Origin of the sequence: Manganibacter manganicus (genome assembly GCF_002075885.1) — a bacterium.
GTDB classification, from domain to species: Bacteria; Pseudomonadota; Alphaproteobacteria; order Rhizobiales; family Rhizobiaceae; genus Mesorhizobium; species Mesorhizobium manganicum.
Genome location: NZ_MDET01000009.1, coordinates 100,995 through 125,000 on the forward strand (window position 1 = coordinate 100,995; position 24,006 = coordinate 125,000).

Consider the following 24,006-nt stretch of genomic DNA (forward strand, 5'->3'; position numbering starts at 1 on the left):
CGCTATTCCAATCGTCTTCCGGCACCGTCGAACCAGTGCAGTTTGCCAGCCTGGGCAACAAGATCGATCTTGTCGCCGGGCTTCGCGGCCGCACGACCTGCAACCCGCGCGACAACACGGCCGCCTCCGGACGCGCAATGCAGAAAGCTTTCGGCGCCGACCGGCTCGACAGCATCGACCGTCACCGGCAGTGTCAAAGCGCCCGGTAATGCCCTGCCGTCATAATTCACATTGACGTCTTCCGGCCGGAAACCCAGTGTGACCGCCTTGGATGCCGGCAGCGAACCGGCAATGGCGGAGCCGTCGGCAAGCGCCAGACCGGAGCCGGTTTCGCTCAGCGGCAGGAGATTCATCGGCGGCGCACCGATGAAGGATGCGACGAAGATCGAGGCAGGCCTTTCATAAACATCGAGTGGTTGGCCGATCTGCTCGACCATGCCGGCATTCATCACCACCAGCATGTCGGCCAGCGTCATCGCCTCAAGCTGATCATGAGTAACGTAGACCGATGTCACGCCAAGCTTGCTCTGTAGATTCCTGATCTCGACGCGCATCTGACCGCGCAGTTTGGCGTCAAGATTGGAAAGCGGCTCGTCGAACAGAAATACCTTGGGTTTGCGCACGATAGCCCGCCCCATCGCCACGCGCTGGCGCTGTCCACCAGACAACTGGCGTGGGCGCCGGTCTAGCAGATGTGCAAGCTCCAGCGTCTCGGCCACCTCACGCACGCGGCGTTCGATCTCGGCTTTCGGTGTGCCCCGATTGCGCAAGCCATAGGCCATGTTGTCGTAGACTTTCATATGCGGATAGAGTGCATAGTTCTGGAACACCATCGCAATATCGCGCTCGGTCGGACCAACCTCATTGACCACATTGCCGTCGATGGCGCAGGTGCCTGACGTGATTGTTTCCAAGCCGGCAATCATGCGCAGCAGCGTGGATTTGCCGCAACCCGACGGGCCGACCAGGACACATAGCGCCTTGTCGGGAATGGCGATGGAAACCCCTTTTACCGCTTCCACGCCACCGCTATAAACCTTGCGCACATCTTTCAGATCGACTGTCGCCATCGGTTACTCACTTTTCGGAATCGACCAGCCCGCGCACAAACCAGCGCTGCATCAGCACAACAACCAGGATCGGTGGCACGATGGCCAACATCGCAGTCACCATCACCAGTTGCCATTGCGTGTCGGCATCGGCGAACGAGATCATCTTGCGCAGCGCAATGACGATCGTGTTCATGTCGTTGCTGTTGGTAATCAGCAGCGGCCACAAATACTGTGTCCAGCCATAGATGAAGAGGATGACGAACAGCGCCGCGATATTGGTGCGTGACAGGGGCAGCAGGATATCGAAGAAGAAACGCCAAGGTCCGGCGCCGTCGACGCGCGCGGCCTCGACCAGTTCACCCGGAATGGTCATGAAGAATTGCCGGAACAGCAGCGTCGCCGTCGCCGAGGCGATCAGAGGCAGGATCAGCCCGGCATAGGTGTCGATCAGACCGAACTGCACCATCACCTTGTAGGTCGGCAGGATGCGCACTTCCACCGGCAGCATCAGCGTGATGAAGATCAGCCAGAAGAATGTCATTCGAAGCGGGAAGCGGAAGAAGACAATGGCGTAGGCCGACAGGATCGAAATGATGATCTTGCCAATGGCTATCCCCAAAGCCATCACTGTAGTGTTGAACAGAAGCGTGCCGACACCGACACCACCGATACGCCGAACCCCGCCGCTCAATGCTTCGGAATAATTCGTCCAGAACTCGCCACCCGGCCACAGCGGCAGCGGCGGCCGCAGAATCGTTTGGAGCGTATGGGTGGACGCCACGAAGGTGTAGTAGATCGGGAAAGCCACAATCACGATGCCAAGCACCAATACGGCGTGGGCAATGAAGGTGCGGGCAGGTGAAGTGCCGATCATGACCGCCTCCGGTTCCGCGGCAGGGCGTACCGCTCACCCATAATGCACCTTCCGTTCGATATAGCGGAACTGGACGGCGGTGAGCGCGATGACGATAGCCATCAGGATTACCGATTCGGCTGCCGAGACTCCGAGCATCAGATTGACGAAACCGTCATTGTAAACCTTGTACACCAGCGTTTCCGTCGCCTTGCCGGGGCCACCGCCCGTGACGGCGTGGACGATGCCGAAGGTATCGAACAGGGCATAGACGGTGTTGATGACGAGCAGGAAGAAAGTGGTCGGTGCAAGCAGCGGAAAGACGATGGTCCAGAACCGCTTGGTTTCGCCGGCTCCATCTATCGCTGCCGCCTCGATCAGCGTCTTCGGAATCGCTTGCAGGCCAGCAACAAAAAACAGGAAGTTGTAGCTGATCTGTTTCCAGGCGGCGGCAATAACGAGCAGGATCATCGCATGCGTGCCGTTGAGCAGAGGATCCCAGTGAACGCCCGCCTTGCGCAGAAGCACGGCCAGGGTGCCGATCGAAGGGTTGAACATGAACAAAAACAGCATACCGGCAATCGCCGGCGCCACCGCATAGGGCCAGATCATCAGCGTGCGATAGAAGCCCTTGCCGCGGATAACCTTTTCCGCCATCACCGCCAGCAGCAGCGCGACACCCATGGCCACGACGGCGGTGGCAATGGAGAAGATCACCGTCACCTTGATGGAATTGAGATAAGCCGGGTCTGCCAGCACCCGGCGGAAATTGTCGAACCAGATGAAGCGCGATTTCAACCCGAACGGGTCCTCGCGCAGCATGGACTGATAGAGTGCCTGCCCTGCTGGCCAATAGAAGAAGACCAGTGTGATGGCGAGTTGCGGCGCCACCAGCAGATAGGGCAGGATCTTGTTGGGAAAGACGACACGGGGGGTCATTTGACTGTACCCCCCTTTGGTCCGGTAACAGGACTCAATTGCCGATCGCTTCCTGGATCGCCTTGTTGCCCCGTTCCACAGCGTTGTCGAGCGCCTGTTGAGCCGTCTCCTGTCCGGCGAGCATCTTCTCGAATTCCTCGTTCTGGATGTCGCGCACCTGCGGCAGATTGACGAGGCGGACGCCCTTGGAATTCTCGGTCGGCGCCTTGCCCATCATCTGCAGGATCGGCGTCTCACGGCCGGGGTTCTTCTCATAAAAACCCGATTTCTTGGTTGCCTCGTAAGCTGCCATGGTCACCGGCAGATAGCCTGAGGTCTCATGCAGATACTGCTGCACCTCGGTTTTCGACAGATATTGGAAGAAGGCGGCAATCCCCTTGTATTCAGCGTCGGACTTGCCTCCGAACACCCACAGGCTCGCGCCGCCCGGAATGGTGTTCTGCGGCCCCTTGCCGTCCTTGTCATAAGGCAGTTCGCCGATGCCGTAATTCATGCCGGATTTGACGATGTCGCCGAGTCCGCCCGACGATTCGGTCAGGATGCCGCATGTGCCGGCCAGGAACAGTTGCTTGGCCTCGGAGGTGCGGCCGCCATATTTGAAGGTCCCGTCCTTGGCGAGATCGGCAATCGCCTGGAAATGATTGACATAGATCGGCGCGTTGATCTCAAGCTTGACATCGGTTCCGGCAAGCCCGTTCTCATTGGTGCCGTAAGGCACATTGTTCCACGCGGCAAAATTTTCCAGATGGATCCAGGTGAGCCATGTCGAGGTGTAGCCGCAGGACGCAGCCCCGCTCGACTTGATCTTCTTGGCCATTTCCCAGACTTCGTCCCATGTCTTGGGCGGCGTGTTCTCGTCAAGCCCGGCCTTCTTGAAGATATCCTTGTTATAATAGAGGATCGGCGACGAGGAATTGTAAGGGAAGGACAGCATGGTGCCGTCCGGCTTCGAATAATAGGCGACGATCCCAGGCAGATACTGGCTCTTGTCGAATTTCTGGCCGCCTTCCTCCAGAACCTCCGCCACCGGCTTGACCGCGCCTTCCGCAGCCATCATCACACCGGTACCGACGTCGAAAACCTGTATGATGTCCGGCGCCTGGCCGGCACGGAAAGCTGCGATGCCAGCGTTGAGCGCTTCCGGATATGTTCCCTTGAAGGACGGAACGACCTCATAGTCCTTCTGACTGGCGTTGAAATCCTTCGTGATCTTGGCAACGACTTCAGCATTGGCACCGGTCATCGCGTGCCACCAGCTTATCTGTGTGACGGCGAAAGCCGATGTCGTGGAAAACAAGGTGAAGGTGGCAGCCACACCGGCCGCAATGCCGCGAAACGTCATGCTTTTCTCCCGACTGTCATTGGCTGGGCTGCAAATTCAGCCGGCTTTCACCGGCCAGTTCGCCCGGCAACGGGAGTATTGATGGAATATGACAAACGGACAACGCTTTTGTTGGCCGTTCGTGGATTTTCACACTATTTTCGTATGAAGTTCGTTTCTGGTAAAAATGGCGCTGCCGCTCAGGTTCAGAGGCTGTGGTTCTTCAGTGCCGCCTCGATCAGCCGCTTCCCGTCAGGGCTGGACCATTCCGCCGGCCCGTTCATGTGGGCAAGCAGGCACCCCTCGCCATCGACCAGCATTGTCACCGGCAGGCCAAGTGCCAGTCCGCGCGTCTTGGCCTCGTTGAACACACCCATTGTCGCATCGCGATAATGGGCAAGATTCTCCACCCCGATCTCCTTGAGAAACTTCTCCGGCTTGTCAGCGTCGCCGGTATCGACATTGATGGCAACGACCTCGAAGGTCTTCCCGCCCATTTCCTTTTGAAGCGTATCCAGTGCCGGCATCTCTGCACGGCAGGGCGCGCACCATGTCGCCCACAGATTGAGCAACACCGTCTTGCCGGACAGATCGGCAAGGCTCATCGGCTTGCCGTTCGGCCCATCGAAGGAAAGGCTGTTCAGCGATTGCGGCGGATCGGCAGGCAAGAGTGCCGCCACCTGGCCGGTAGCGGCGGCGGCCACCGTCTTGGCCTCGCCGGCCTTGGCGGCGCACAAGGCATTATCCCTGGTTTGATCCAGGGCCACTGTTTGCGGCGGCGTCGCGTTGCCAAGACGGCTCTCGCTGACATATACCGCAACCGCACCCGCTAAAACGCCTGCCACCAAGGCGGCAAGGATAAGGCGCGGGGCCGGAAAGAGCTTTTTTTCGTCTGCCATTTTCAAAAAATCTCCGCGACACGGGTTATAGCGATGAGCAAGGACAAGACCAGCAACCAGATGTGGGGAGGACGATTTGCCTCGGGCCCGGCCGCGATCATGGAAGCGATCAACGCGTCCATCGGCTTCGACAAGAAACTCTACGCACAGGACATAAGCGGCTCGCTTGCCCATAGCGAGATGCTGGCCGAAACGGGCATCATTTCGGCGGACGATCAAGCAAAAATCGCTCACGGACTGAACACGATTCTGAAAGAGATCGAAGGTGGCAAGTTCAGCTTCTCGACGCAACTCGAAGACATCCACATGAACATCGAGGCTCGGCTTGCCGAACTGATCGGCCCGGCCGCCGGGCGGCTGCACACCGCGCGCTCGCGCAACGACCAGGTGGCCGTGGATCTGCGTCTGTGGGTCAAGGATGAGCTTGCCCGTGTCGCGGAAGCGTTGAAAGGGCTGATCGCCGCCTTTCTTGAAAGAGCTGAAGAGCACGCCGCAACCGTCATGCCCGGCTTCACCCACATGCAGGCGGCGCAGCCCGTCACCTTCGGCCATCACTGCATGGCATATGTCGAGATGTTTGCGCGCGACCTGTCGCGTGTCCGGGATGCGATGGCGCGCATGGATGAAAGCCCGCTTGGCGCCGCAGCCCTTGCCGGCACCAGCTTCCCCATCGACCGGCATATGACGGCGAGAGCGCTGGGGTTCCGCGAACCGACCCGTAATTCTCTGGATAGCGTTTCGGACCGCGATTTCGCGCTGGAATTCCTGTCGATCTCGGCAATCTCGGCCACGCATCTTTCACGTCTGGCAGAAGAGATCGTGATCTGGTCCACGCCGCAATTCGGCTTCGTGCGGCTTTCCGATTCCTTCTCCACCGGCTCTTCGATCATGCCGCAAAAGAAGAACCCCGATGCGGCCGAACTGGTGCGCGGCAAGACCGGGCGCGTCAATGGCCATCTGGTTGGGCTGCTGACGCTGATGAAAGGCCTGCCGCTGACCTATTCGAAAGATATGCAGGAAGACAAGGAAGCGGTGTTCGACACCGCCGAGACGCTCGACCTGATGCTGGCGGCCATGACCGGCATGGTGCGCGACCTGACCGTGAATGAAGCCGCCATGAAAAAGGCCGCCGGTGCCGGCTATTCGACGGCGACCGATCTGGCCGACTGGCTGGTGCGCACGCTCGGCCTTCCTTTCCGCGAGGCGCATCATGTGACCGGCCGCGCCGTGGCGCTGGCCGAATCAAGAAAGGTCGGGTTGGAAAAGCTGGCGCTTGAAGAGTTGCAGTCGATCCATCCGGGCATCACCGACAACATCTTTTCGGTACTCTCGGTGCAGAACTCGGTGAAAAGCCGCACCAGCTTCGGCGGCACCGCGCCGTCCGAGGTCAGGAAGCAGGTGCGCGCATGGAAGAAGCGTCTCGCCAAGGCATGATGGCGGGTGCAATGGCAGCAAAACTCGGCTAAAAGCAGCGGGCACAAATCATACTCACGGATGTTTCCATGACGGCAAGCCGGATTTTGATGACATTGACGCTGCTCGCAGCCATGGCCGCGGTAACGGCCTGCGGCCGCAAGGGCGATCTCGACACGCCTTACGATGCCGCCGTACAGGCCCGCAAGGATGCGCAGAAAGCCAAGGAGCCGCTGCCGCCGGAGCCGCAGAAACCCGAGACGAACAAGCCGTTCATTCTCGATCCGCTGATCTGAGGCGGCTCATAAAGGATTTTTATACCGCCACTCCTGCATTGCCTCCACATCCGAGCTTGATATTCAATGAACCATTTCGATTATCGTAACGGCGTGCTTCATGCCGAAGGTGTGGCGGTGCCCGATATCGCGGAGGCCGTCGGCACGCCGTTCTATTGCTATTCAACGGCGACCCTGACCCGCCACTACCGGGTTTTTCGCGATGCATTCAGCAGCCTAGACGCGCTCGTCTGCTATGCGATGAAGGCGAATTCGAACCAGGCGGTACTCAGGACGCTTGCAAAGGAAGGCGCCGGCGCCGACGTGGTTTCGGAGGGCGAGTTGCGCCGCGCCCTTGCCGCCGGCATCCCGGCCGACAGGATCTTGTTTTCGGGCGTCGGCAAGACCGCGCGCGAAATGGATTTCGCGCTGAACGCCGGAATCCTGTGCTTCAACGTCGAATCCGAGCCGGAACTGGAACGGTTGTCGGCACGCGCCACGGCGCTTGGCAAAGTCGCGCCGGTTTCCCTGCGTATTAACCCCGATGTAGATGCCAAGACACACAAGAAGATTTCTACAGGCAAGGCCGAGAACAAGTTCGGCATTGCATGGAAGCGGGCGCGTGAGGTCTATGCCCGCGCCGCCAGTTTGCCGGGCATTCGCGTCACCGGAATCGACACCCATATCGGCAGCCAGATCACCGAATTGCAACCTTTCGACGATGCTTTTGCGCTGCTGGTCGATCTCGTCGATGTGCTGCGCGGCGACGGCCACGCCATCGAGCATATTGACCTCGGCGGCGGGCTGGGCATCCCCTACCGCGCTGACAACGCGCCACCGCCGCTGCCTGACGCCTATGCCGAGATCGTCAAGAAGCATGTCGGCAAGCTCGATCTCAAGGTGATGTTCGAACCCGGCCGGATGATTGTCGGCAATGCCGGCATCCTTGTCTCCGAGGTGATCTATGTGAAGGAAGGCGACGCCAGAAACTTCCTCATCGTCGATGCCGCCATGAACGACCTGATCCGCCCTACCCTTTACGAAGCCTACCATGATATCCGCCCGGTGGTGCAGTCGCCGGCCGATGCCGTCCGGATGAAGGTGGATGTTGTCGGCCCCGTCTGCGAGACCGGCGATTATCTCGGGCTGGACCGCGACCTGCCGAAATTGAACGCGGGCGATCTGATCGCCATAGGCACGGCAGGCGCCTATGGTGCGGTGCAGGCCGGCACCTACAACACCCGGCTGTTGGTGCCTGAGGTGCTGGTCGAATCCGACCGTTTTGCGGTTATCCGGCCTCGCCGCAGCTATGACGACCTGATCGGTCTCGACATTGTGCCGGAGTGGCTCTGAGCAGGGTCGGCATGCTTACATGAAGCGGGAACCTGCCTCGCCTTTGCCGTGTTTATTGCTATGCTAAGGGTCAAGGTGCTGCTGGAAGGCGCGCCTGAAACTCCGGGCATGGGGCGCGGGTGACAGAGGGCCGATGATCGAGCGACCCGCAAATGAGCGACCTGCGATCGATGCGGCCAACCGCTTCAAGGCTAGGTTGGCGCTCGGTCGAACAGCGACGCGCACGATCATGCTGGTCGAGCGCGGTTGGCCGCTTGTTCTGCCGCTCGTGCTGGTTGTCTGCCTTTTTCTCGGTCTGGCCTGGCTCGGCGTCTTCGCCGCCTTGCCGCAAATGCTGCGCCTCGGGCTCACTGTTATCATCGGGCTGGCGGCGTTCGCCGCGCTTTATCCGATGCGCTTCTTTCGCGCGCCCACGGCAAACGACATCGATCGGCGTCTGGAAACCGCCAACGCGCTGCTGCATAACCCCATCCTGGTACAGAGCGACCAGCCGAGCGGCCATGAAAACGGCTTCTCGCAGGCACTTTGGCGTGAGCATCAGCGGCGCATGGCGGAGCAACTCGACACGCTGCGTGCCGACCTGCCGCGCACTCGTGTTCCGGAGTATGACCGCTGGGGTCTGCGCGCCCTGCCTGTATTGCTGCTTGTGGTGGGTTTTGCATTTTCGCTTGGATCGGGCGGCGGCAGCGTCAGCGATGCTTTCCGCGTCCAACCGGCGGCCGAGGCCGTTCCGCCGCGCATCGATGCCTGGGTCACACCTCCTCCCTACACACGCAAGCCTCCCGTCTTCCTGAGTGCAAACGTGCCCGACGGCAGCTTTACCATTCCGGCGGGAAGCCAGTTCACGGTTCGCGTCACCGGTGGCTCCGGCAAGGAGGCTCTCAGCTATACTGGCAAGAATGGCCCGGCCCATCTGTTCGATCCGGCCGGCGATGCACCTAAGGTGCAATCCGATCCGCAAGCGGCGGCCGCCGTGCGCAAGTTCACTGGCAAGATCAATGCCGACGGTGCGCTTGTGCTGGCTTCCGGGCCGAATGAGATCGGCCGCTGGGTTTTCGCCATCACGCCTGACAAGCCGCCGCAAATTCAGTTCGTCGGCGAACCGACGCAGGCGGCCAATGGCACCCTGGAATTGAATTACCGCATCGCGGACGACTATGGTGCCGCCAAAGCGAGTGCCGAATTCAGCCTTGCCGATGCGCAGAAGCCGAAGGCACACCCACTTTACGCCGCACCAGATATGCCGCTTGCCCTGCCGCGCCGCGGCGACAAGGCGGCTGCCGCCAAGACCACAAAGGATCTGACACAGCATGTCTGGGCGGGCAGCATGATCCGATTGATCCTTGTGGCTACGGACGATGCCGGACAAACAGCACGCAGCGAAACCCGGACCTTCGTGATGCCGGAGCGCCCGTTCGCCAATCCACTCGCGCGCTCCATCATCGAACAGCGGCGGCTTTTGGGACTCGACGCTTTGGCCAAGCCGCGCGTGCTCCAACTGATGGATGCGATCACACTTCGTCCCGAAGATACATTTGACAATATGGGGCATTATCTTGCGATCATGAGTGCGCGCAGTCGTCTCAAGCTCGCCTCGACCGACGATCAGTTGCGTGATGTCGTTTCCTATTTGTGGGACATTGCACTCGGCATCGAGGAAGGCGACCTTTCGGATGCCGAAAAGCGGCTGCGGCAAGCGCAGCAGGACCTGCAGAACCTGCTCAAGAACGGCGGCAGCGACGAGGAGATCGCCAAGGCGATGCAGGAATTGCGTCAGGCCATGAATGATTATCTCCGCGAATTCGCCCAGCGCCAAAAGGATCAGAAATCGGCTCGGATTCCCGGTAATGCCCAGGAACTCCGCCCGAGCGATCTCAACCGCATGATGGATCAGATCGAGAATCTGGCGCGTTCCGGCAATCGCGACAAGGCACAGGAATTGCTGTCGCAACTGGAGAACATGATGAACAATCTGCAGGCCGGCCAACCGGGTCAGCCGGGCGAGCAGAACAATGAAATGCGCCAGCAGATGGACAAGCTCGGCGAAATCATGCGTCGCCAGCAGGAAATGATGAACGAGACCTTCCGCATGGACCAGGCGCAACGCGGCCAGAACCGCGATCAGCAGATGGGCGAAAGCGACGATCCCGGCCAGGAGGAGCCGTTCGGCCAACAGCAAGGCCAAAACGGCAAGCCGGGCGGCGGGCAGATGTCACCGCAGGAATTCAGCGACGCCATGAAGCAGTTGCAGCAGGAGCAGGGCAAGTTGCGCGGCGAGTTGGGGCAACTCGGCAAGGGGCTGGAAGGTTTGGGCATGAAGCCCAACAAGGGGCTCGGCGAGGCCGGAGAAGCCATGGGCGATGCCGGCAAATCGCTGGGCGAAGGCGAAGGCGAAAGCGCGGTGGCCAATCAGGGTCGGGCGCTGGAGGCTCTGCGCAAGGGCGCACGGGACATGATGCAGCAATTACAGGCCATGCAGCGCGACCAGGGCGGCGCCAAGCCGGGTGGGCGTCAGAATGCCGACCGCGACCCGCTCGGCCGCCCGCGCGCCACGAACGGGCCGGACTTCGGCGATTCGGTAAAGGTGCCTGATGAAATCGACGTGCAGCGCGCCCGGCGCATTCTCGACGCCATCCGCAAGCGCCTCGGCGACGCCCTGTCGCCCGACATCGAGCGCAGCTACCTCGAACGGTTGCTGGATCTCAAATAGCAGCCGACCGGTCGGCGTCTTTGCGAATCAGGCGGCAACGACCCCGGCGAGCGCACGGCCGACACGGTCGCGGATTTCGGCCAGCGTAAACGGCTTCTGCATCACGTCGATAACGATGCCGTGCAATTCCTCGGCACGCTCGCGCTGCTCGGCATAGCCGGTCATTAGCATGATCCTCAAGCCGGGAAACAGCGCAGCCGCGGCAATCGCCATTGCAATTCCGTCCATTTCCGGCATGCGGATATCCGACACGACGAGATCATACTCTCCGCGCGCCTCGCGGATAGCCGTAAGGCCTTGCGCGCCGTCCGCCGCGACATCGACAACATGGCCCATGCGCTCCAGAGCGCGGGCTGCGAGGGTGCGGACGGATTCATCGTCCTCAACGATCAGAAGCTTTGCCATGCCGTGATACTTGGCGGCCAAAAGTTGACTTTCTCTGAAGCCAATGTGGCCGTTGTGTTTTTTTGGCGGGCTCAGGCATCGCCTTTGACGACACCGACGAACGGCAATTCGCGAAAGGCGTGGCCAACATCCATGCCGTACCCGACGACGAAATAATCGGGGCAGTCGAAGCCGACATAATCAGCATCGAGCGCAGTCTGGCGGCGCATGTGTTTGTCGAGCAGTACCGCGACCGAACAGCTTTTGGCTCCGCGCGACAGCATCAGTTCGCGTGTGAACTGCAACGTCTTGCCAGATTCCAGGATGTCGTCGATCAAAAGCACATCACGGCCGGCGACCTCATTGTCGATGTCGCGCAGCACGCGCACCGCGCCGCTCTCCGTGCCCGCTCCATAACTTGAAATGAAGATGAATTCGACTTCCGGCGACAGGCCGACGTCGTGCATGGCGCGGATGAGATCGGCAGCGAAAACGAAAGAGCCTTTGAGGATAGAGACGACCAGAAGATCGTGAAAATCCCGGCCGGCGATTTCCTTGGCCAGTTCCAGATTGCGTCGTGCAATGGTGGAGGCCGAAAAAAGCACTTCGATCGACTTGCCGCGGACTATGGGCATAAGGCTGCCTTTCCTAAGGCATTTCCAGCAAAAGTGTGTAGCGGTTTTGCGTCTGGAAATGCGGCTGAAACAAGTGGATAGAGCGCTTCCACCGATTCAGTAAAGACCCGAACCGCTCTACATCAGAATCTATTCCGCAAAGGTAACGGAAACGGATTCTACTCCGTTTCTAGGAGCCTCAAGCCGGCTGGAAAAGGCGAAACTCTCACCAGGCTTCAATGTGCGGCCCGCTGTCCCCAACTTGTAACGAATCGTGGCGCCGACATTGTCCTTGACGCTTATGTCGATCGGCGGCAGCGGTGCGGCCCGGTTTCCATTGTTGCCGGCTTCGCCGTCGATGAGCAGCATCGGCTTCTCGCCCGACACATCGACACGGGATGTCACGACAGACAGGTTCAGTGCATTTGCCGCCCGTGCGTCTGCGACAGGAAAAAGCGAGCGTATGAACGCGTGACCGCCGGCAACCCAGAAGGCGACGAGAATGACGCCGAGACCTGCGCTCCAGAATATCGGCGCACCGCGCCGCGCTTGCCATGACGGGGAAACGGCTTTTTCCTGGCATAGCATGTCCATGCCGGATAACGCAGGCGCGCTCGGCAGTCGGGGCGGCTGTATGTCCGGGCGCGGCTTTGGCACGCTTTCAAAATCGGCATCGAGCGCATCTATCGGCCTGAAACGGCCTGCGCCGGTGGACGACGTCGGCCCGGCCATTATTTCGCCGAAAACGGGGCGTGGCGTGCACTCTTTAGCCATCATGGCCCTTGTTCACTGTCCGTTTGTGCGACGTAAACGGAAATGGTTAATGTTTAGCCATCGGAGCCGACTTGCCGCACCTGAAAATCACTGAAATTAACCACCCGTTAACCATGCGGACCGATGGTCGTCCAGAGATCAAAGGCGGTGCGCCGTCCACACAAAATCCAGGTCGCCAACCGTGATCCGTTTCGAAAATGTCGGTCTGCGCTACGGCATGGGGCCGGAAGTCCTGCGCGATATCTCGCTGCAGGTTCCCGAGCGCTCGTTCCAGTTCCTGAGCGGTCCCTCGGGCGCCGGCAAGACGACGCTGCTGCGCCTGCTCTTTCTGTCGCTGAAGCCGACACGCGGGCTGATCACCGTGTTCGGAAAGGACCGCTCGCATATCTCGCGCACAGAACTGCCGCTGCTGCGCCGCCGCATCGGCGTGGTGTTCCAGGATTTCCGCCTGCTCGACCATATGACCACCTATGAGAATGTTGCGCTGCCGCTCAGGGTGCGTGGGCGCGAGGAATCGAGTTATCGCACCGACGTGACGGAACTGCTGAAATGGGTTGGGCTCGGCGAACGCATGCATGTGCTGCCGCCTGTGCTTTCAGGCGGTGAAAAGCAGCGTACCGCGATTGCTCGTGCCCTGATCGAACAGCCGGAAATGCTGCTGGCTGATGAACCGACCGGCAATGTCGATCCACAACTCGCACGCCGCCTGCTGCGCCTGTTCATCGAACTCAACCGGCTTGGTACGGCGGTGGTGATCGCCACCCATGACATCGGGCTCATGGAACAGGTCGATGCACGGCGGCTGATCCTCTCCGGCGGAAGGCTCGATATCTATGACTGAGTTTTCCCAAACCTACGCCGAAGCGACGCATGACAGCCAGGACCAGGCGACGCGTGCGATCCGCAAGATGGCGCCGATCGTGCCGGCACAGAACATCGCCGGGCGCGCGCTGGTGTCGGTGGTTGCGATCATGACCTTCCTGTCCTGCCTGACTTTCGGCGCGGTGACGCTGGTGCGCGACACCGCCTCGGTCTGGGAAAACCAGATTTCGCGCGAGGCGACGATCCAGATCAAACCGCTCGACGGGCTGGATATGGACAAGGCGCTTGCCACCGCCGCCGCTGTCGCGGGTCAATTTCTCGGCGTGAAGAGCACCCGCATCGTCGATCGCGAGGCGACCGCGCGCCTGCTGGAGCCATGGCTCGGGACCAATCTCGATATCGACAAACTACCGGTTCCGCGCCTCGTCATCGTTACCATCGACGAAAACCAGCCGCCGGATTTCGCCGCCTTGCGCACAGCCATCACGGCCAAGCTGCCCAGCGCCAATCTCGACGATCACCGCACCTGGGTCGATCGGCTCGTAGCCATGGCTCACACCACGGTGACGATCGGCGTGGCCATCCTTGCGCTGATGCTATCGGCAACGGTGCTCACGGTCGTCTTTGCCACCCGTGGCGCGATGGCCGGTAACGGCCACATCATCGAAGTGCTGCATTTCGTCGGCGCCGAAGCCAGCTTCATCGCGCGCGAGTTCCGCCGCCAGTTCCTGATAACAGGCATCAAGGGCGCAGCCTCCGGCGGACTGTCGGCAATCGTCGTGTTCATCGTCTTTTCCTGGTGGACATCGCGCAATATGGCCACCCCGCAGGCGGACCAGGCAAGCGCGCTTTTCGGCAATTTCGCCATCGGCTCCGCTGGTTATCTCGGCGTCTTCCTGATGGTGCTGATCATTGCCGCGCTGACCGCCGCAACCACCCATGCGACGGTCATCGCCTATCTCAGCGATCTCGACCAGCGCCAGACGGAGGGCTGAGGCGATGAATGGAAATCACGAAGACAAGGCGTTCGTAACGTAATGTGCTGTGCCGCTCTACCAAACACCGCATTTCCGGGTTAACCATTGCATGATGAGTGGGCAGGATTCGAGCGAGACGGCAGGCATGGCGCCCCCGACGGCTGGGATCTTGCGGCCTCGTGGCCGCAAATGGTGGCTGTTGCGCGCCGCCGGCGGAATGATCGTCGGCGTCGTCATGTTGTTCGTGTGCGGTTTCGGCTGGTTCGCCAGCTATGTCGGCCATTTGCGGACTCCTACCTACCAACAGAAGGCCGATGCCATCATCGTTCTCACCGGCGGGCAGTCGCGTCTTGACGCGGCCATGGAACTTCTGGAGAGCGGCAAGGGCGAGCGTCTCTTGATCAGCGGTGTCCATCCCTCGGCGACCCGCCATGAATTGCAGATGGCGACTGGCGGCGACAAGAGCTTGTTTTCATGCTGCGTCGATCTCGACCGCACGGCGCTCGACACGATCGGCAATGCCGAGGAAAGCGCCAAGTGGGTGCAGAGCCACGCCTATGGCACCATCATCCTGGTGACCAACAACTATCATATGCCGCGCAGCCTTCTGGAAGTCGGCCGGCAATTGCACCATGCCAAGCTCGAGCCCTACCCGGTGGTCAATTCCTATCTGGATAACGGAATCTGGCTGACCAAGCCGGAAGCCGTTCGGGTCCTGTTTACCGAATACAACAAATATCTGCTGGCGCTGGCCCGCAGTGTCCTGCCGTTGCGCCCGACCGTCGATGGCGTCGCCCTCGCCGATGCGAGGACCATGACGGGAAGCGTCAAGCGCTGACTCGGCCCATCGCCGATTTCCTTTTTCGCGACTCTTGGTGTAACCAGCGCGGGTTCTATCCTGACGGTCCTGCCCATGCTTCAGATTCGCTCGCTGGCGTTCAATTTCGCCTTTTATATCAGCCTGATCGTCCAAATGATCGTCTGGGCACCGTTCTATTTCCTGTCGCCGCGCCACATCGCATGGTTCGTTCCCAAATTCTGGTCCCGGTCGAGCCTCTGGCTTTACGACAGGATCGCCGGCACCAGAAGCAGGATCGAAGGGCAGGAGAACCTGCCGCAAGGCTCGTTCATCCTCGCACCGAAGCATCAGTCCTTCTGGGACACGATTGCCTTCTTTCCCTTCCTTGAGGATCCGCTCTATATCCTCAAGCGCGAGCTGACATGGATCCCCTTCTTCGGCTGGTACATCCTCAAGATGCGCATGATCCCGGTGGATCGCGGCAACCGTTCCAAGGCGCTTCGCGCCGTGGTCAAGGCCACAAAAGCCGAACTTGCCCGCAATCCGCGCCAGTTGATCATCTATCCGGAAGGCACGAGGCGGCCGCCCGGCGCCGAAGCGAATTACAAATGGGGTATCGTCGAGCTTTACACTCAACTCGGCGTGCCGGTGGTGCCCGTGGCGCATGTTGCCGGTCTCTATTGGCCTCGCCGCAAATTCCTGCGCTTTCCCGGCACCATCCATGCGCGCTTCCTGCCAGCAATTCCGCCCGGTCTCAGCAAGGAGGAATTCATGGGGCGGCTGGTGAGCGAAACAGAGGCGGCCTGCGATCGGCTTCTTGTGGAAGCATCACGCGCAGCCAATCCGCCACCCATGCCGCCGACCGCCATGCGGCGGCTTCAGGAACTGGGCGAAGCACAAAAAATTCAATCCTGACCTGATGGCTCGGACTCAAACCGCTTTCACGGGGCGCTTGCGTCGTTCAACTGCCTGATCTCCGCAGCGTCGAGGGTCAGTGTCGCTGCCCGGATCAGGCTATCAGTCTGTTCCACGCTGGTTGCGCTGGCAATTGGCGCGGTTACGCCCGGCTGCGCGATGAGCCAGGCAAGCGCAACCTCCGCCGGCTTGGCCGAGTGCCGCGCGGCGGCCTGATCGAGAGCATCGAGAATCGCAAGACCGCGTTTGTCGAGATAGCCCTTGATCCCCTCGCCGCGCACGCTCTTGCCGAGATCGGCCATGCTGCGGTATTTGCCGCTGAGGAACCCCATGGCCAGGCTGTAATAGGTGATAACGCCAAGACCCTCCGCCATGCACAAATCGCGCAGCGGCCCTTCATAACTTGCCCGGTCATAAAGATTATATTCCGGCTGCAAGACGTCATAGCGCGGCAGGTCGCGCAAACTTGCCACCTTCAATGCCGCCTGCAACTGGCTTGCATCGAGATTGGAAGCGCCGCAGAACCGGATTTTTCCCTTTTCGATGAGTCGCTGATAGGCACCGAGCGTCTCCTCATAAGGCGTGGCGGGGTCCGGCCAGTGAGACAGATAAAGATCGATCGAATCGGTTTGCAGTCTCTTGAGCGAAGCCTCCACCGCGCGTTCGATATAGGCCGGCGACAGATCCTTCTTGCCCTGGCCCATATCGGAGCCGACTTTGGTGATGAGCACGACCCGGTCACGATTGCCGCGCGCCTTCAGCCATCTGCCGATGATTGTTTCTGATTCACCACCGGAATTGCCCGGCACCCAGCGCGAATAGGCGTCTGCGGTATCGACGGCATTGAGACCGGCATCGACGAAGCGGTCGAGCAGATCGAAAGAGGTTTTCTCGTCGGCGGTCCAGCCGAATACGTTACCGCCGAAGACCAGCGGCGTGATGGTGAGGTCGGTACGACCCAGACCACGTTTCTGCAAGATCAAATCTCCCTGAGTTTGGCCGATAGGCCGTTCACGAAGGCGCAACCAATCGCGCCACTCTTTCGAGCCAATGATCGCGGATGCCAAGCGTTCCCAGATGGTCCACGGTACTGGCGACATAGGTCTCGTTCGGGCCGGATTGACCGGCTGCACCTTTGACGATGACAGCGGCGCGGGCTTCGTCGAGCGCACCGGCGTATTGTTCGTGCGCGCGATCGGCAATATAGGCGACGGCCTCGACTGTCTCGCCCGTTTCGAGTCGAACCGGCAGCGTGCGTTCGAGATAGACGCCCGTCACCTGCTCGCGGGCGCGCAGATATGCAATCACCTCGCCGCGCAGACTGCCCTGAACCCTGAACGCCACGCCGACGCAGGAGCCGCCGCGGTCCAATCCCAGCACCAGGCCGGGCCGCTCGGGCGTTCCCCGATGCACGAAGGAATAGATGCACAGCGCCCTGCGATAGCCGAAAAGTCGCGCCCTTCTGGCATCGACATGCGCGAAACCGGGCCGCCAGATCAGCGAGCCATAGCCAAAAACCCAAAAATCGCCCATATCGCCAAGCCGGTTACAGGAAAACGATGCAAGGCAAAGCCGAATCGGCCACTCTCCGGCGCGAACCTTGCCGAACCATGGGGTTAACGGGAGCCACAGCATGACGTCAAGCGATGAAAGCCGCGCGAAGCCGCGCCGCCGCTGGCGATGGCTCGTCCTCGCGCTTGCCGTAACGTTCGGCGCGTACAGCGCCGGATGGTTCTGGATGGCCGATCGTCTCAAGAAGGAGGCCGACAGCGCGGTAGCCGCGCTCAATACCAGAGGCGTCGCCGCCGGCTGTACCAATCTCAAGGTCAGCGGCTTCCCCTTCTCCTTCACCGTGACCTGCGACAATGTCGCCTATCAGGACGACGCGCGCGACATCGCCGCCTCGGCCGGCGCCTTCTACACCACAGTCACGCCGTTATGGCCGTTCGATGCCCGCGCCAGACTGGAAGCACCGTTGCGCACCGCCATTCCCGGCACGCCGCCGCTATGGATCGACTGGGACAATTTTCGTGCCAACATAAAACTCTCATTCTCGACGCCACGCGATGTCACGCTCACCGCCGATGGCCTGTCCGGCCAGACCGATCCCGTCGATGAGAGCGAGCCGGTGCAGCTTTTCAGCGCCGCCCAGGCGCAGGCGCAATTTCAGCCGAATGGCCTCGATCTCGCCTATCGCGGCAGTTTCACCGATCTCGAAATCGACCCCGAAGCTCTCGACGGCCGTATCCTCCCGCCGCTCGCCGGCAGTGGGATCATCAACATCAAGAACGGACTTGCCCTGCTCGCCACCAAAGTCAGCGGCCTGCGCGGCCAGGCGGCCGAGATTACTTATCTCGACCTGTCATCGGGGGATGCGAAGGTCTCGCTGTCCGGACCTATCTCGGTCAACGCCGATGGCCTGATCGACGCCAGCCTCAAGATCAGCCTGCAAAATCCGAACGCTGTCGCAGCGATACTGGCCGGCGCCATTCCCGAAAAAGCGAGCGAAATCCGGCAGGGGTTCGCTGCCCTTGCCATGTTCGGCAAGGCGCCTTCCATGCCGTTGAAGATCGTCAAGGGCAAGGCGGCGCTTGGCTTCATTCCACTGGGCCGGATCGGGCCGCTGCAATAGCCGGGAACGTCAGCCTATTCGGCCGTTTTCTTTTCCGGGCTCCCCACCGCCTGACGGCCGAAATCCGGCGCATCGATGTCCTGGCCAGCTTCAATGATCGAGCGGCGCACGGCGCGCGTACGGGTAAACAGGTCGAACAGCTTGTCGCCATCGCCCCAGCGGATCGCGCGCTGCAATGAGGCAAGATCTTCGGAGAACCGTGCCAGCATCTCCAGGATCGCATCCTTGTTGTGCAGGCACACATCGCGCCACATGGTCGGATCCGAGGCCGCGAGACGGGTGAAGTCGCGGAAGCCGGAGGCGGAATATTTGATGACTTCCGACTTGGTCACCGCCTCAAGATCGTCCGCCGTGCCGACGATGTTGTAGGCAATGATGTGCGGCAGATGCGACACGATCGCCAGCGTCATGTCGTGATGGGCCGGGTCCATCGTGTCGATATTGGCGCCGCAGCGCCGCCAGAATTCCGAAAGCCGTTCAAGTGCTGCCGGTTCGGTGTCGGGAAGCGGCGTGAAGATGCACCAGCGATTCTTGAACAGATCGGGGAAGCCGGCATCGGGGCCGGATTTTTCCGTGCCGGCGAGCGGATGGCCGGGAATGAAATGGACGCCCTGCGACACATGCGGCGCCATCTGCGCGATGACCGACGCCTTGGTGGAACCGACATCGGTAAGAATGGCGCCCTTCTTCAACACCGGGCCAATCGCTTCGGCCACAGCGCCGGAGGCGCCGACTGGAACCGAGACAATGACAAGATCGGCGTTCCGCGCCGCTTCCACCGGATCGGTGGTGTAGCTGTCGCCCAGCTTCAATTGCTCGGCGCGTTTCAGCGTATCGGCGCTGCGCGTCGAAATGGCGAGATGGCCGGCAAGATTTTCGCAGCGGATAACACGCGCCAGCGACGAGCCGATCAGGCCAATGCCGATCAGCGCGATTTTTTCAAACATGGGAGTGGACATAATTGGAATCTAACTTTTCAGGAATTCGGTGAGCGCGGCGACCACGCCGCGATTGGCGTCTTCGGTTCCGACCGTCATCCGCAGCGCGTTGGGAAAACCGTAGCCGGCAACGCGCCGCAGAATATACCCGCGCGCGGTGAGATAATCGTCGGCCGCGGCAGCCGAATGCCTGCCGTCATCGGGAAAATGGATCAGGATGAAATTGCAGACGCTTGGCGTCACCCTCAGTCCGAGCCCCGTCAGTTGCTCGGTCAGCCAGGGCAGCCATGTCTCGTTGTGGGCGACGGAACGCTCGACATGGCCGCGGTCTCGCATCGCAGCCGTCCCGGCGGCGATCGCCGTCGCCGTCACGTTGAACGGGTCGCGCACGCGCTCGATGGCCTCGACGATATGCGCCGGCGCATAGCACCAGCCAATGCGCGCGCCGCCCAGCCCGTGCACCTTGGAGAAGGTGCGCGTCATCACGACATTTTCGCTTCCCGCCACCAGTTCGACGCCGGCCTCGTAATCGTTGCGGCGCACGAATTCGGCATAGGCCGCATCCAGCACCAGAAGCACGTTTTTCGGCAGGCCGGCATGCAGGCGTCGCACCTCCTCGAACGGAACATATGTGCCTGTCGGATTGTTCGGATTGGCCACAAACACCATTCTTGTGCGTGGCGTGACAGCGGCCAGAATGGCATCGACATCGACGCGCTCGCCGCTTTCAGCCGCCACCACGGGCGTCGCGCCGGCAGCCTTGACGTATATGGGATAGGCGAGGAAACCGTGCTCGGTATAAATGGCCTCGTCGCCAGGTTCCAGATAGATGCGCGACAGCAGCCCCAGCGCCTCGTCCGAACCGTTGAAGCAGACGATGTTGGCGATGTTCAGCCCATGCACATCGGCAATGGACTGGCGCAACCGCATGGCCGCGCCGTCGGGGTAAAGCTCCAGCTTTGCTGCCACTTCGCGCGCCGCCTCGATAGCCTTTGGCGACGCTCCCAGGGGGTTTTCGTTGGAAGACAGCTTATGCAGTTTCAGGCCGGCCGGCGCGGCGCTCTTGCCCGGCACATAGGCTTCGATGTCCATGATACCCGCGCGAGGGCGGGGACGTGCCTGATCTTCTGTCTTTTCCATGTTGAAGGTCCGTCGAGAGGCTTGGCGGCCAGCGCCGCACCGGAGATACAGACCATCGACGCCCATGTCGAGACCGGGCTGGTGTTTTGCAACTTTGGGGCGGCCGAAGGGCTGCTTTGGGTCGATCCTGAGAATCAGGAAACCCGGTTCGGCACGAGCTGGAGGCCCTGTCTTAGGGACAAACTGTTACCTATGTGTCCGGGCTGTCATTTGGAAGAGATTTGGTTGCGGGGGTTGGATTTGAACCAACGACCTTCAGGTTATGAGCCTGACGAGCTACCGGGCTGCTCCACCCCGCGATAAGCCATTCGGCGATGCCGGGGCAGCCCGGTCTTTTTCCTGTTTGTCCCTTCTCGGAGCCCTGCGGCCCTGCGGCGGGACGGGGTGCTGCTCCACCCCGCGATAAGCTTTTGAGCGTCCGGGTTCAGCCCGGCTTTTTGTTTGTGCGCCTTCGAGATCTGCGACCGTTGCCGGCGAACGGGATGCTCCTGGTCCTGCATCCAATGGCAAAGACAAGCTTTGTTTCCGAAGGACAACTCCATCGACAGGAAGGCCGCATTCGGGCCTTGAGCCCCGTCTTGCGGGCCGCATCGTAAGGAGAAGATTTTCAATGTGCGTTTGGCAGACCTGGCAGCGACTTACTCTCCCGCGTCTTGAGACGAAGTACCATCAGCGCTGGAGCGTTTCACGGCCGAGTTCGGAATGGGATCGGGTGCAGCCGCTCCGCCATAACCACCAGGTCGGCAAAGCGCACATTGTTCGAGAAGCTGTTTTGTGCCTGGCGATGCAATTGCTTTCGGGCACCGCCCGCAAGCGCGACTGCGCGTCGCCGGTTATCCGGCGCCCTCGCGGAGCACAGGCCCGAAGGGCCGCTCATGCGTGAGCGCTGGTTGATGAACATTAGGAATGAGAACGATCAAGTCGATCGAGTTATTAGTACCGGTAAGCTTCAAGCGTTGCCGCTCTTCCACACCCGGCCTATCAACGTGGTCGTCTTCCACGACTCTCAGGGAATACTCGTTTCAAGGTGGGTTTCCCGCTTAGATGCCTTCAGCGGTTATCCCGTCCGGATATAGCTACCCTGCAATGCGGCTGGCGCCACAACAGGTCCACCAGAGATCCGTCCATCCCGGTCCTCTCGTACTAGGGACAGATCCTTTCAATATTCCTACACCCACGGCAGATAGGGACCGAACTGTCTCACGACGTTCTGAACCCAACTCACGTACCGCTTTAAATGGCGAACAGCCATACCCTTGGGACCTGCTCCAGCCCCAGGATGCGATGAGTCGACATCGAGGTGCCAAACAACCCCGTCGATATGGACTCTTGGGGGTCATCAGCCTGTTATCCCCGGCGTACCTTTTATCCGTTGAGCGATGGCCCTTCCACGCGGGACCACCGGATCACTATGACCGACTTTCGTCTCTGCTCGACTTGTCAGTCTCGCAGTCAGGCAGGCTTATGCCATTGCACTCAGCGAACGATTTCCGACCGTTCTGAGCCCACCATCGCGCGCCTCCGTTACTCTTTAGGAGGCGACCGCCCCAGTCAAACTACCCACCATACATTGTCCCGGACCCGGATAACGGGCCGCGGTTAGACATCCATAGAGATAAGGGTGGTATTTCAAGGGTGGCTCCACCAAGGCTGGCGCCCTGGCTTCAAAGCCTACCACCTATCCTACACATGCCACTACGAATGCCAATGTAAAGCTATAGTAAAGGTGCACGGGGTCTTTCCGTCTAACCGCAGGAACCCCGCATCTTCACGGGGAATTCAATTTCACTGAGTCTATGCTGGAGACAGCGGGGAAGTCGTTACGCCATTCGTGCAGGTCGGAACTTACCCGACAAGGAATTTCGCTACCTTAGGACCGTTATAGTTACGGCCGCCGTTTACTGGGGCTTCGATTCAGAGCTTGCACCCCTCCTCTTAACCTTCCAGCACCGGGCAGGCGTCAGACCCTATACGTCGCCTTGCGGCTTCGCAGAGCCCTGTGTTTTTGATAAACAGTCGCTACCCCCTGGTCTGTGCCACCCTCATCTGCTTGCGCAAAAAAGGGTCACGCTTCTTCCGAAGTTACGCGTGCAATTTGCCGAGTTCCTTCAGCATAGTTCTCTCAAGCGCCTTGGTATACTCTACCAGTCCACCAGTGTCGGTTTCGGGTACGGTCTATAAGTGGGAGCTGTTTCCTGGAACCACTTCGCTGCAAGATCAATCCAATAAGACCTCACAACACACATGATCCGTCACTACCCACAGGCCCACGAATATTAACGTGGTTCCCATCGTCTACGCGTTTCCGCCTCGACTTAGGGGCCGGCTAACCCTGCTCAGATTAACTTTAAGCAGGAACCCTTGGACTTTCGGCGGGGGAGTCTCTCACTCCCCTTACGTTACTCATGTCAGCATTCGCACTTCCGATACCTCCACCATCCCTCACGGGTATGGCTTCATCGGCTTACGGAACGCTCCGCTACCGCTCACGATTGCTCGTGAACCCTAAGCTTCGGTGTATGGCTTGAGCCCCGTTACATTTTCGGCGCAAAGACCCTTATTTAGACCAGTGAGCTGTTACGCTTTCTTTAAATGATGGCTGCTTCTAAGCCAACATCCTGGTTGTTTTGGGATCCTCACATCCTTTCCCACTTAGCCATAACTTGGGGACCTTAGCTGTAGGTCAGGGTTGTTTCCCTTTCCACGACGGACGTTAGCACCCGCCGTGTGTCTGCCGACTAGTACTCCTGGGTATTCAGAGTTTGCTTAGGTTTGGTAATCCGGTGAGGACCCCTAGCCCATGCAGTGCTTTACCCCCCAGGGTATTCGGTCGACGCTCTACCTAAATAGATTTCGCGGAGAACCAGCTATTTCCGAGTTTGATTGGCCTTTCACCCCTAGCCACAAGTCATCCCAATCTATTGCAACAGATATGGGTTCGGTCCTCCAGTAAGTGTTACCTTACCTTCAACCTGCTCATGGCTAGATCACTCGGTTTCGGGTCTAATGCGACGAACTGAACGCCCTGTTCAGACTCGCTTTCGCTGCGCCTACACCTACCGGCTTAAGCTTGCTCGTCACACTAAGTCGCTGACCCATTATACAAAAGGTACGTAGTCACCCAGGACGAACCTTGGGCTCCTACTGTTTGTAGGCAATCGGTTTCAGGTACTCTTTCACTCCCCTTGTCGGGGTG

General features: G+C 60.1%; 21 protein-coding genes, 1 tRNA gene and 2 rRNA genes (1 of these 24 cut by a window edge). 9 read left to right on the forward strand and 15 right to left on the reverse strand.

What is annotated here, in order from left to right; all coding sequences use genetic code 11:
• Positions 1–2: 2 nt before the first annotated feature.
• From ugpC to tlpA, 5 genes are all read right to left on the reverse strand, one after another.
• Entirely contained in the window at positions 3–1,070 is a 1,068-nt protein-coding gene (gene ugpC / locus BFN67_RS07650; RefSeq protein ID WP_080919036.1) for a sn-glycerol-3-phosphate ABC transporter ATP-binding protein UgpC, read from the reverse strand.
• Positions 1,071–1,077: 7 nt separating this feature from the next.
• On the reverse strand, positions 1,078–1,926 hold the full coding sequence (gene ugpE, locus BFN67_RS07655; RefSeq protein ID WP_080919037.1) for a sn-glycerol-3-phosphate ABC transporter permease UgpE: 849 nt from the start codon (positions 1,924–1,926) through the stop codon (positions 1,078–1,080).
• Positions 1,927–1,959: 33 nt separating this feature from the next.
• A complete protein-coding gene (gene ugpA / locus BFN67_RS07660) occupies positions 1,960–2,844 on the reverse strand; it encodes a sn-glycerol-3-phosphate ABC transporter permease UgpA (protein WP_080919038.1) in 885 nt (294 codons plus the stop codon).
• Between the two features lie 34 nt (positions 2,845–2,878).
• A complete protein-coding gene (ugpB, locus tag BFN67_RS07665; RefSeq protein WP_080919039.1) occupies positions 2,879–4,186 on the reverse strand; it encodes a sn-glycerol-3-phosphate ABC transporter substrate-binding protein UgpB in 1,308 nt (435 codons plus the stop codon).
• A 185-nt stretch (positions 4,187–4,371) separates the two neighbouring features.
• Positions 4,372–5,064 (reverse strand): thiol:disulfide interchange protein TlpA, encoded by a 693-nt coding sequence (gene tlpA / locus BFN67_RS07670; RefSeq protein ID WP_080919040.1) that lies wholly within the window; start codon positions 5,062–5,064, stop codon positions 4,372–4,374.
• Positions 5,065–5,097: 33 nt separating this feature from the next.
• On the opposite strand from tlpA, the gene argH reads away from it, so the two are divergent.
• The 4 genes from argH (at position 5,098) to BFN67_RS07690 (ending at position 10,815) form a co-directional block, all read left to right on the forward strand.
• Positions 5,098–6,498, forward strand: a complete 1,401-nt coding sequence (gene argH / locus BFN67_RS07675) for an argininosuccinate lyase (protein ID WP_080919041.1) — start codon at positions 5,098–5,100, stop codon at positions 6,496–6,498.
• Positions 6,499–6,566: 68 nt separating this feature from the next.
• Positions 6,567–6,773 carry an LPS translocon maturation chaperone LptM gene (gene lptM, locus BFN67_RS07680; protein WP_080919042.1) on the forward strand — a complete coding sequence of 69 codons (207 nt, stop codon included), beginning with the start codon at positions 6,567–6,569 and terminating at the stop codon, positions 6,771–6,773.
• 66 nt (positions 6,774–6,839) lie between these two features.
• Positions 6,840–8,105, forward strand: a complete 1,266-nt coding sequence (gene lysA / locus BFN67_RS07685; RefSeq protein WP_080919043.1) for a diaminopimelate decarboxylase — start codon at positions 6,840–6,842, stop codon at positions 8,103–8,105.
• 133 nt (positions 8,106–8,238) lie between these two features.
• A complete protein-coding gene (locus BFN67_RS07690; RefSeq protein WP_080919044.1) occupies positions 8,239–10,815 on the forward strand; it encodes a TIGR02302 family protein in 2,577 nt (858 codons plus the stop codon).
• Positions 10,816–10,842: 27 nt separating this feature from the next.
• Here BFN67_RS07690 and BFN67_RS07695 read toward each other — a convergent pair whose 3' ends face one another.
• From BFN67_RS07695 to BFN67_RS07705, 3 genes are all read right to left on the reverse strand, one after another.
• Entirely contained in the window at positions 10,843–11,220 is a 378-nt protein-coding gene (locus tag BFN67_RS07695; protein ID WP_080919066.1) for a response regulator, read from the reverse strand.
• A gap of 71 nt (positions 11,221–11,291) precedes the next feature.
• Positions 11,292–11,834, reverse strand: coding sequence for a hypoxanthine phosphoribosyltransferase (gene hpt, locus BFN67_RS07700; RefSeq protein WP_080919045.1), 543 nt, complete (start codon positions 11,832–11,834; stop codon positions 11,292–11,294).
• A gap of 129 nt (positions 11,835–11,963) precedes the next feature.
• The gene (locus BFN67_RS07705; protein WP_245295182.1) at positions 11,964–12,545 is read right to left on the reverse strand and encodes a hypothetical protein; all 582 of its coding nucleotides are present in this window, start codon (positions 12,543–12,545) and stop codon (positions 11,964–11,966) included.
• A gap of 223 nt (positions 12,546–12,768) precedes the next feature.
• Between BFN67_RS07705 and ftsE the strand changes: the two genes are divergently transcribed.
• The 4 genes from ftsE to BFN67_RS07725 all read left to right on the forward strand — a co-directional run bounded on the left by ftsE (position 12,769) and on the right by BFN67_RS07725 (position 16,100).
• On the forward strand, positions 12,769–13,428 hold the full coding sequence (gene ftsE, locus BFN67_RS07710) for a cell division ATP-binding protein FtsE (RefSeq protein WP_080919047.1): 660 nt from the start codon (positions 12,769–12,771) through the stop codon (positions 13,426–13,428).
• On the forward strand, positions 13,421–14,404 hold the full coding sequence (locus BFN67_RS07715) for a cell division protein FtsX (protein ID WP_080919048.1): 984 nt from the start codon (positions 13,421–13,423) through the stop codon (positions 14,402–14,404). The genes ftsE and BFN67_RS07715 overlap by 8 nt, the downstream gene beginning before the upstream one ends.
• 199 nt (positions 14,405–14,603) lie before the next feature.
• Positions 14,604–15,224, forward strand: a complete 621-nt coding sequence (locus tag BFN67_RS07720) for a YdcF family protein (protein WP_245295184.1) — start codon at positions 14,604–14,606, stop codon at positions 15,222–15,224.
• Positions 15,225–15,299: 75 nt separating this feature from the next.
• Positions 15,300–16,100: a lysophospholipid acyltransferase family protein gene (locus tag BFN67_RS07725; RefSeq protein WP_080919050.1), complete on the forward strand. Its 801-nt coding sequence runs from the start codon at positions 15,300–15,302 to the stop codon at positions 16,098–16,100.
• Between the two features lie 26 nt (positions 16,101–16,126).
• On the opposite strand, the gene BFN67_RS07730 is transcribed toward BFN67_RS07725, so the two are convergent.
• Entirely contained in the window at positions 16,127–17,077 is a 951-nt protein-coding gene (locus BFN67_RS07730) for an aldo/keto reductase (RefSeq protein ID WP_080919067.1), read from the reverse strand.
• 34 nt (positions 17,078–17,111) lie between these two features.
• Positions 17,112–17,633, reverse strand: coding sequence for a gamma-glutamylcyclotransferase (locus BFN67_RS07735; RefSeq protein WP_080919051.1), 522 nt, complete (start codon positions 17,631–17,633; stop codon positions 17,112–17,114).
• Positions 17,634–17,733: 100 nt separating this feature from the next.
• Here BFN67_RS07735 and BFN67_RS07740 point away from each other — a divergent pair, with 100 nt between their 5' ends.
• Positions 17,734–18,732: a DUF2125 domain-containing protein gene (locus BFN67_RS07740; RefSeq protein WP_080919052.1), complete on the forward strand. Its 999-nt coding sequence runs from the start codon at positions 17,734–17,736 to the stop codon at positions 18,730–18,732.
• Positions 18,733–18,746: 14 nt separating this feature from the next.
• Here the strand turns inward: BFN67_RS07740 and BFN67_RS07745 are convergent, their stop codons facing one another.
• The 5 genes from BFN67_RS07745 to BFN67_RS07765 form a co-directional block, all read right to left on the reverse strand.
• Positions 18,747–19,691: a prephenate/arogenate dehydrogenase family protein gene (locus tag BFN67_RS07745; RefSeq protein ID WP_192856778.1), complete on the reverse strand. Its 945-nt coding sequence runs from the start codon at positions 19,689–19,691 to the stop codon at positions 18,747–18,749.
• Between the two features lie 9 nt (positions 19,692–19,700).
• Positions 19,701–20,810, reverse strand: a complete 1,110-nt coding sequence (gene hisC / locus BFN67_RS07750; protein ID WP_080919054.1) for a histidinol-phosphate transaminase — start codon at positions 20,808–20,810, stop codon at positions 19,701–19,703.
• 222 nt (positions 20,811–21,032) lie between these two features.
• Positions 21,033–21,109, reverse strand: a tRNA-Met gene (locus tag BFN67_RS07755).
• Positions 21,110–21,435: 326 nt separating this feature from the next.
• Positions 21,436–21,550 (reverse strand): 5S ribosomal RNA (rrf, locus tag BFN67_RS07760).
• A 172-nt stretch (positions 21,551–21,722) separates the two neighbouring features.
• Positions 21,723–24,006: ribosomal RNA gene (locus BFN67_RS07765) — 23S ribosomal RNA — on the reverse strand (it continues 632 nt past the right edge of the window).

Excerpts from the sequence above, each read along its gene's own strand:
- BFN67_RS07715 (WP_080919048.1), top strand. The coding sequence starts at position 13,421 with ATGACTGAGTTTTCCCAAACCTACGCCGAAGCGACGCATGACAGCCAG.
- ugpE (WP_080919037.1), bottom strand. The coding sequence starts at position 1,926 with ATGATCGGCACTTCACCTGCCCGCACCTTCATTGCCCACGCCGTATTG.
- hisC (WP_080919054.1), bottom strand. The coding sequence starts at position 20,810 with ATGGAAAAGACAGAAGATCAGGCACGTCCCCGCCCTCGCGCGGGTATC.
- lptM (WP_080919042.1), top strand. The coding sequence starts at position 6,567 with ATGACGGCAAGCCGGATTTTGATGACATTGACGCTGCTCGCAGCCATG.
- BFN67_RS07745 (WP_192856778.1), bottom strand. The coding sequence starts at position 19,691 with ATGTCCACTCCCATGTTTGAAAAAATCGCGCTGATCGGCATTGGCCTG.
- BFN67_RS07735 (WP_080919051.1), bottom strand. The coding sequence starts at position 17,633 with ATGGGCGATTTTTGGGTTTTTGGCTATGGCTCGCTGATCTGGCGGCCC.
- BFN67_RS07740 (WP_080919052.1), top strand. The coding sequence starts at position 17,734 with ATGACGTCAAGCGATGAAAGCCGCGCGAAGCCGCGCCGCCGCTGGCGA.
- BFN67_RS07705 (WP_245295182.1), bottom strand. The coding sequence starts at position 12,545 with ATGGCCGGGCCGACGTCGTCCACCGGCGCAGGCCGTTTCAGGCCGATA.
- lysA (WP_080919043.1), top strand. The coding sequence starts at position 6,840 with ATGAACCATTTCGATTATCGTAACGGCGTGCTTCATGCCGAAGGTGTG.
- BFN67_RS07690 (WP_080919044.1), top strand. The coding sequence starts at position 8,239 with ATGATCGAGCGACCCGCAAATGAGCGACCTGCGATCGATGCGGCCAAC.
- argH (WP_080919041.1), top strand. The coding sequence starts at position 5,098 with ATGAGCAAGGACAAGACCAGCAACCAGATGTGGGGAGGACGATTTGCC.
- tlpA (WP_080919040.1), bottom strand. The coding sequence starts at position 5,064 with ATGGCAGACGAAAAAAAGCTCTTTCCGGCCCCGCGCCTTATCCTTGCC.
- ugpC (WP_080919036.1), bottom strand. The coding sequence starts at position 1,070 with ATGGCGACAGTCGATCTGAAAGATGTGCGCAAGGTTTATAGCGGTGGC.
- BFN67_RS07695 (WP_080919066.1), bottom strand. The coding sequence starts at position 11,220 with ATGGCAAAGCTTCTGATCGTTGAGGACGATGAATCCGTCCGCACCCTC.
- ugpA (WP_080919038.1), bottom strand. The coding sequence starts at position 2,844 with ATGACCCCCCGTGTCGTCTTTCCCAACAAGATCCTGCCCTATCTGCTG.
- ugpB (WP_080919039.1), bottom strand. The coding sequence starts at position 4,186 with ATGACGTTTCGCGGCATTGCGGCCGGTGTGGCTGCCACCTTCACCTTG.
- BFN67_RS07720 (WP_245295184.1), top strand. The coding sequence starts at position 14,604 with ATGATCGTCGGCGTCGTCATGTTGTTCGTGTGCGGTTTCGGCTGGTTC.
- hpt (WP_080919045.1), bottom strand. The coding sequence starts at position 11,834 with ATGCCCATAGTCCGCGGCAAGTCGATCGAAGTGCTTTTTTCGGCCTCC.
- BFN67_RS07725 (WP_080919050.1), top strand. The coding sequence starts at position 15,300 with ATGCTTCAGATTCGCTCGCTGGCGTTCAATTTCGCCTTTTATATCAGC.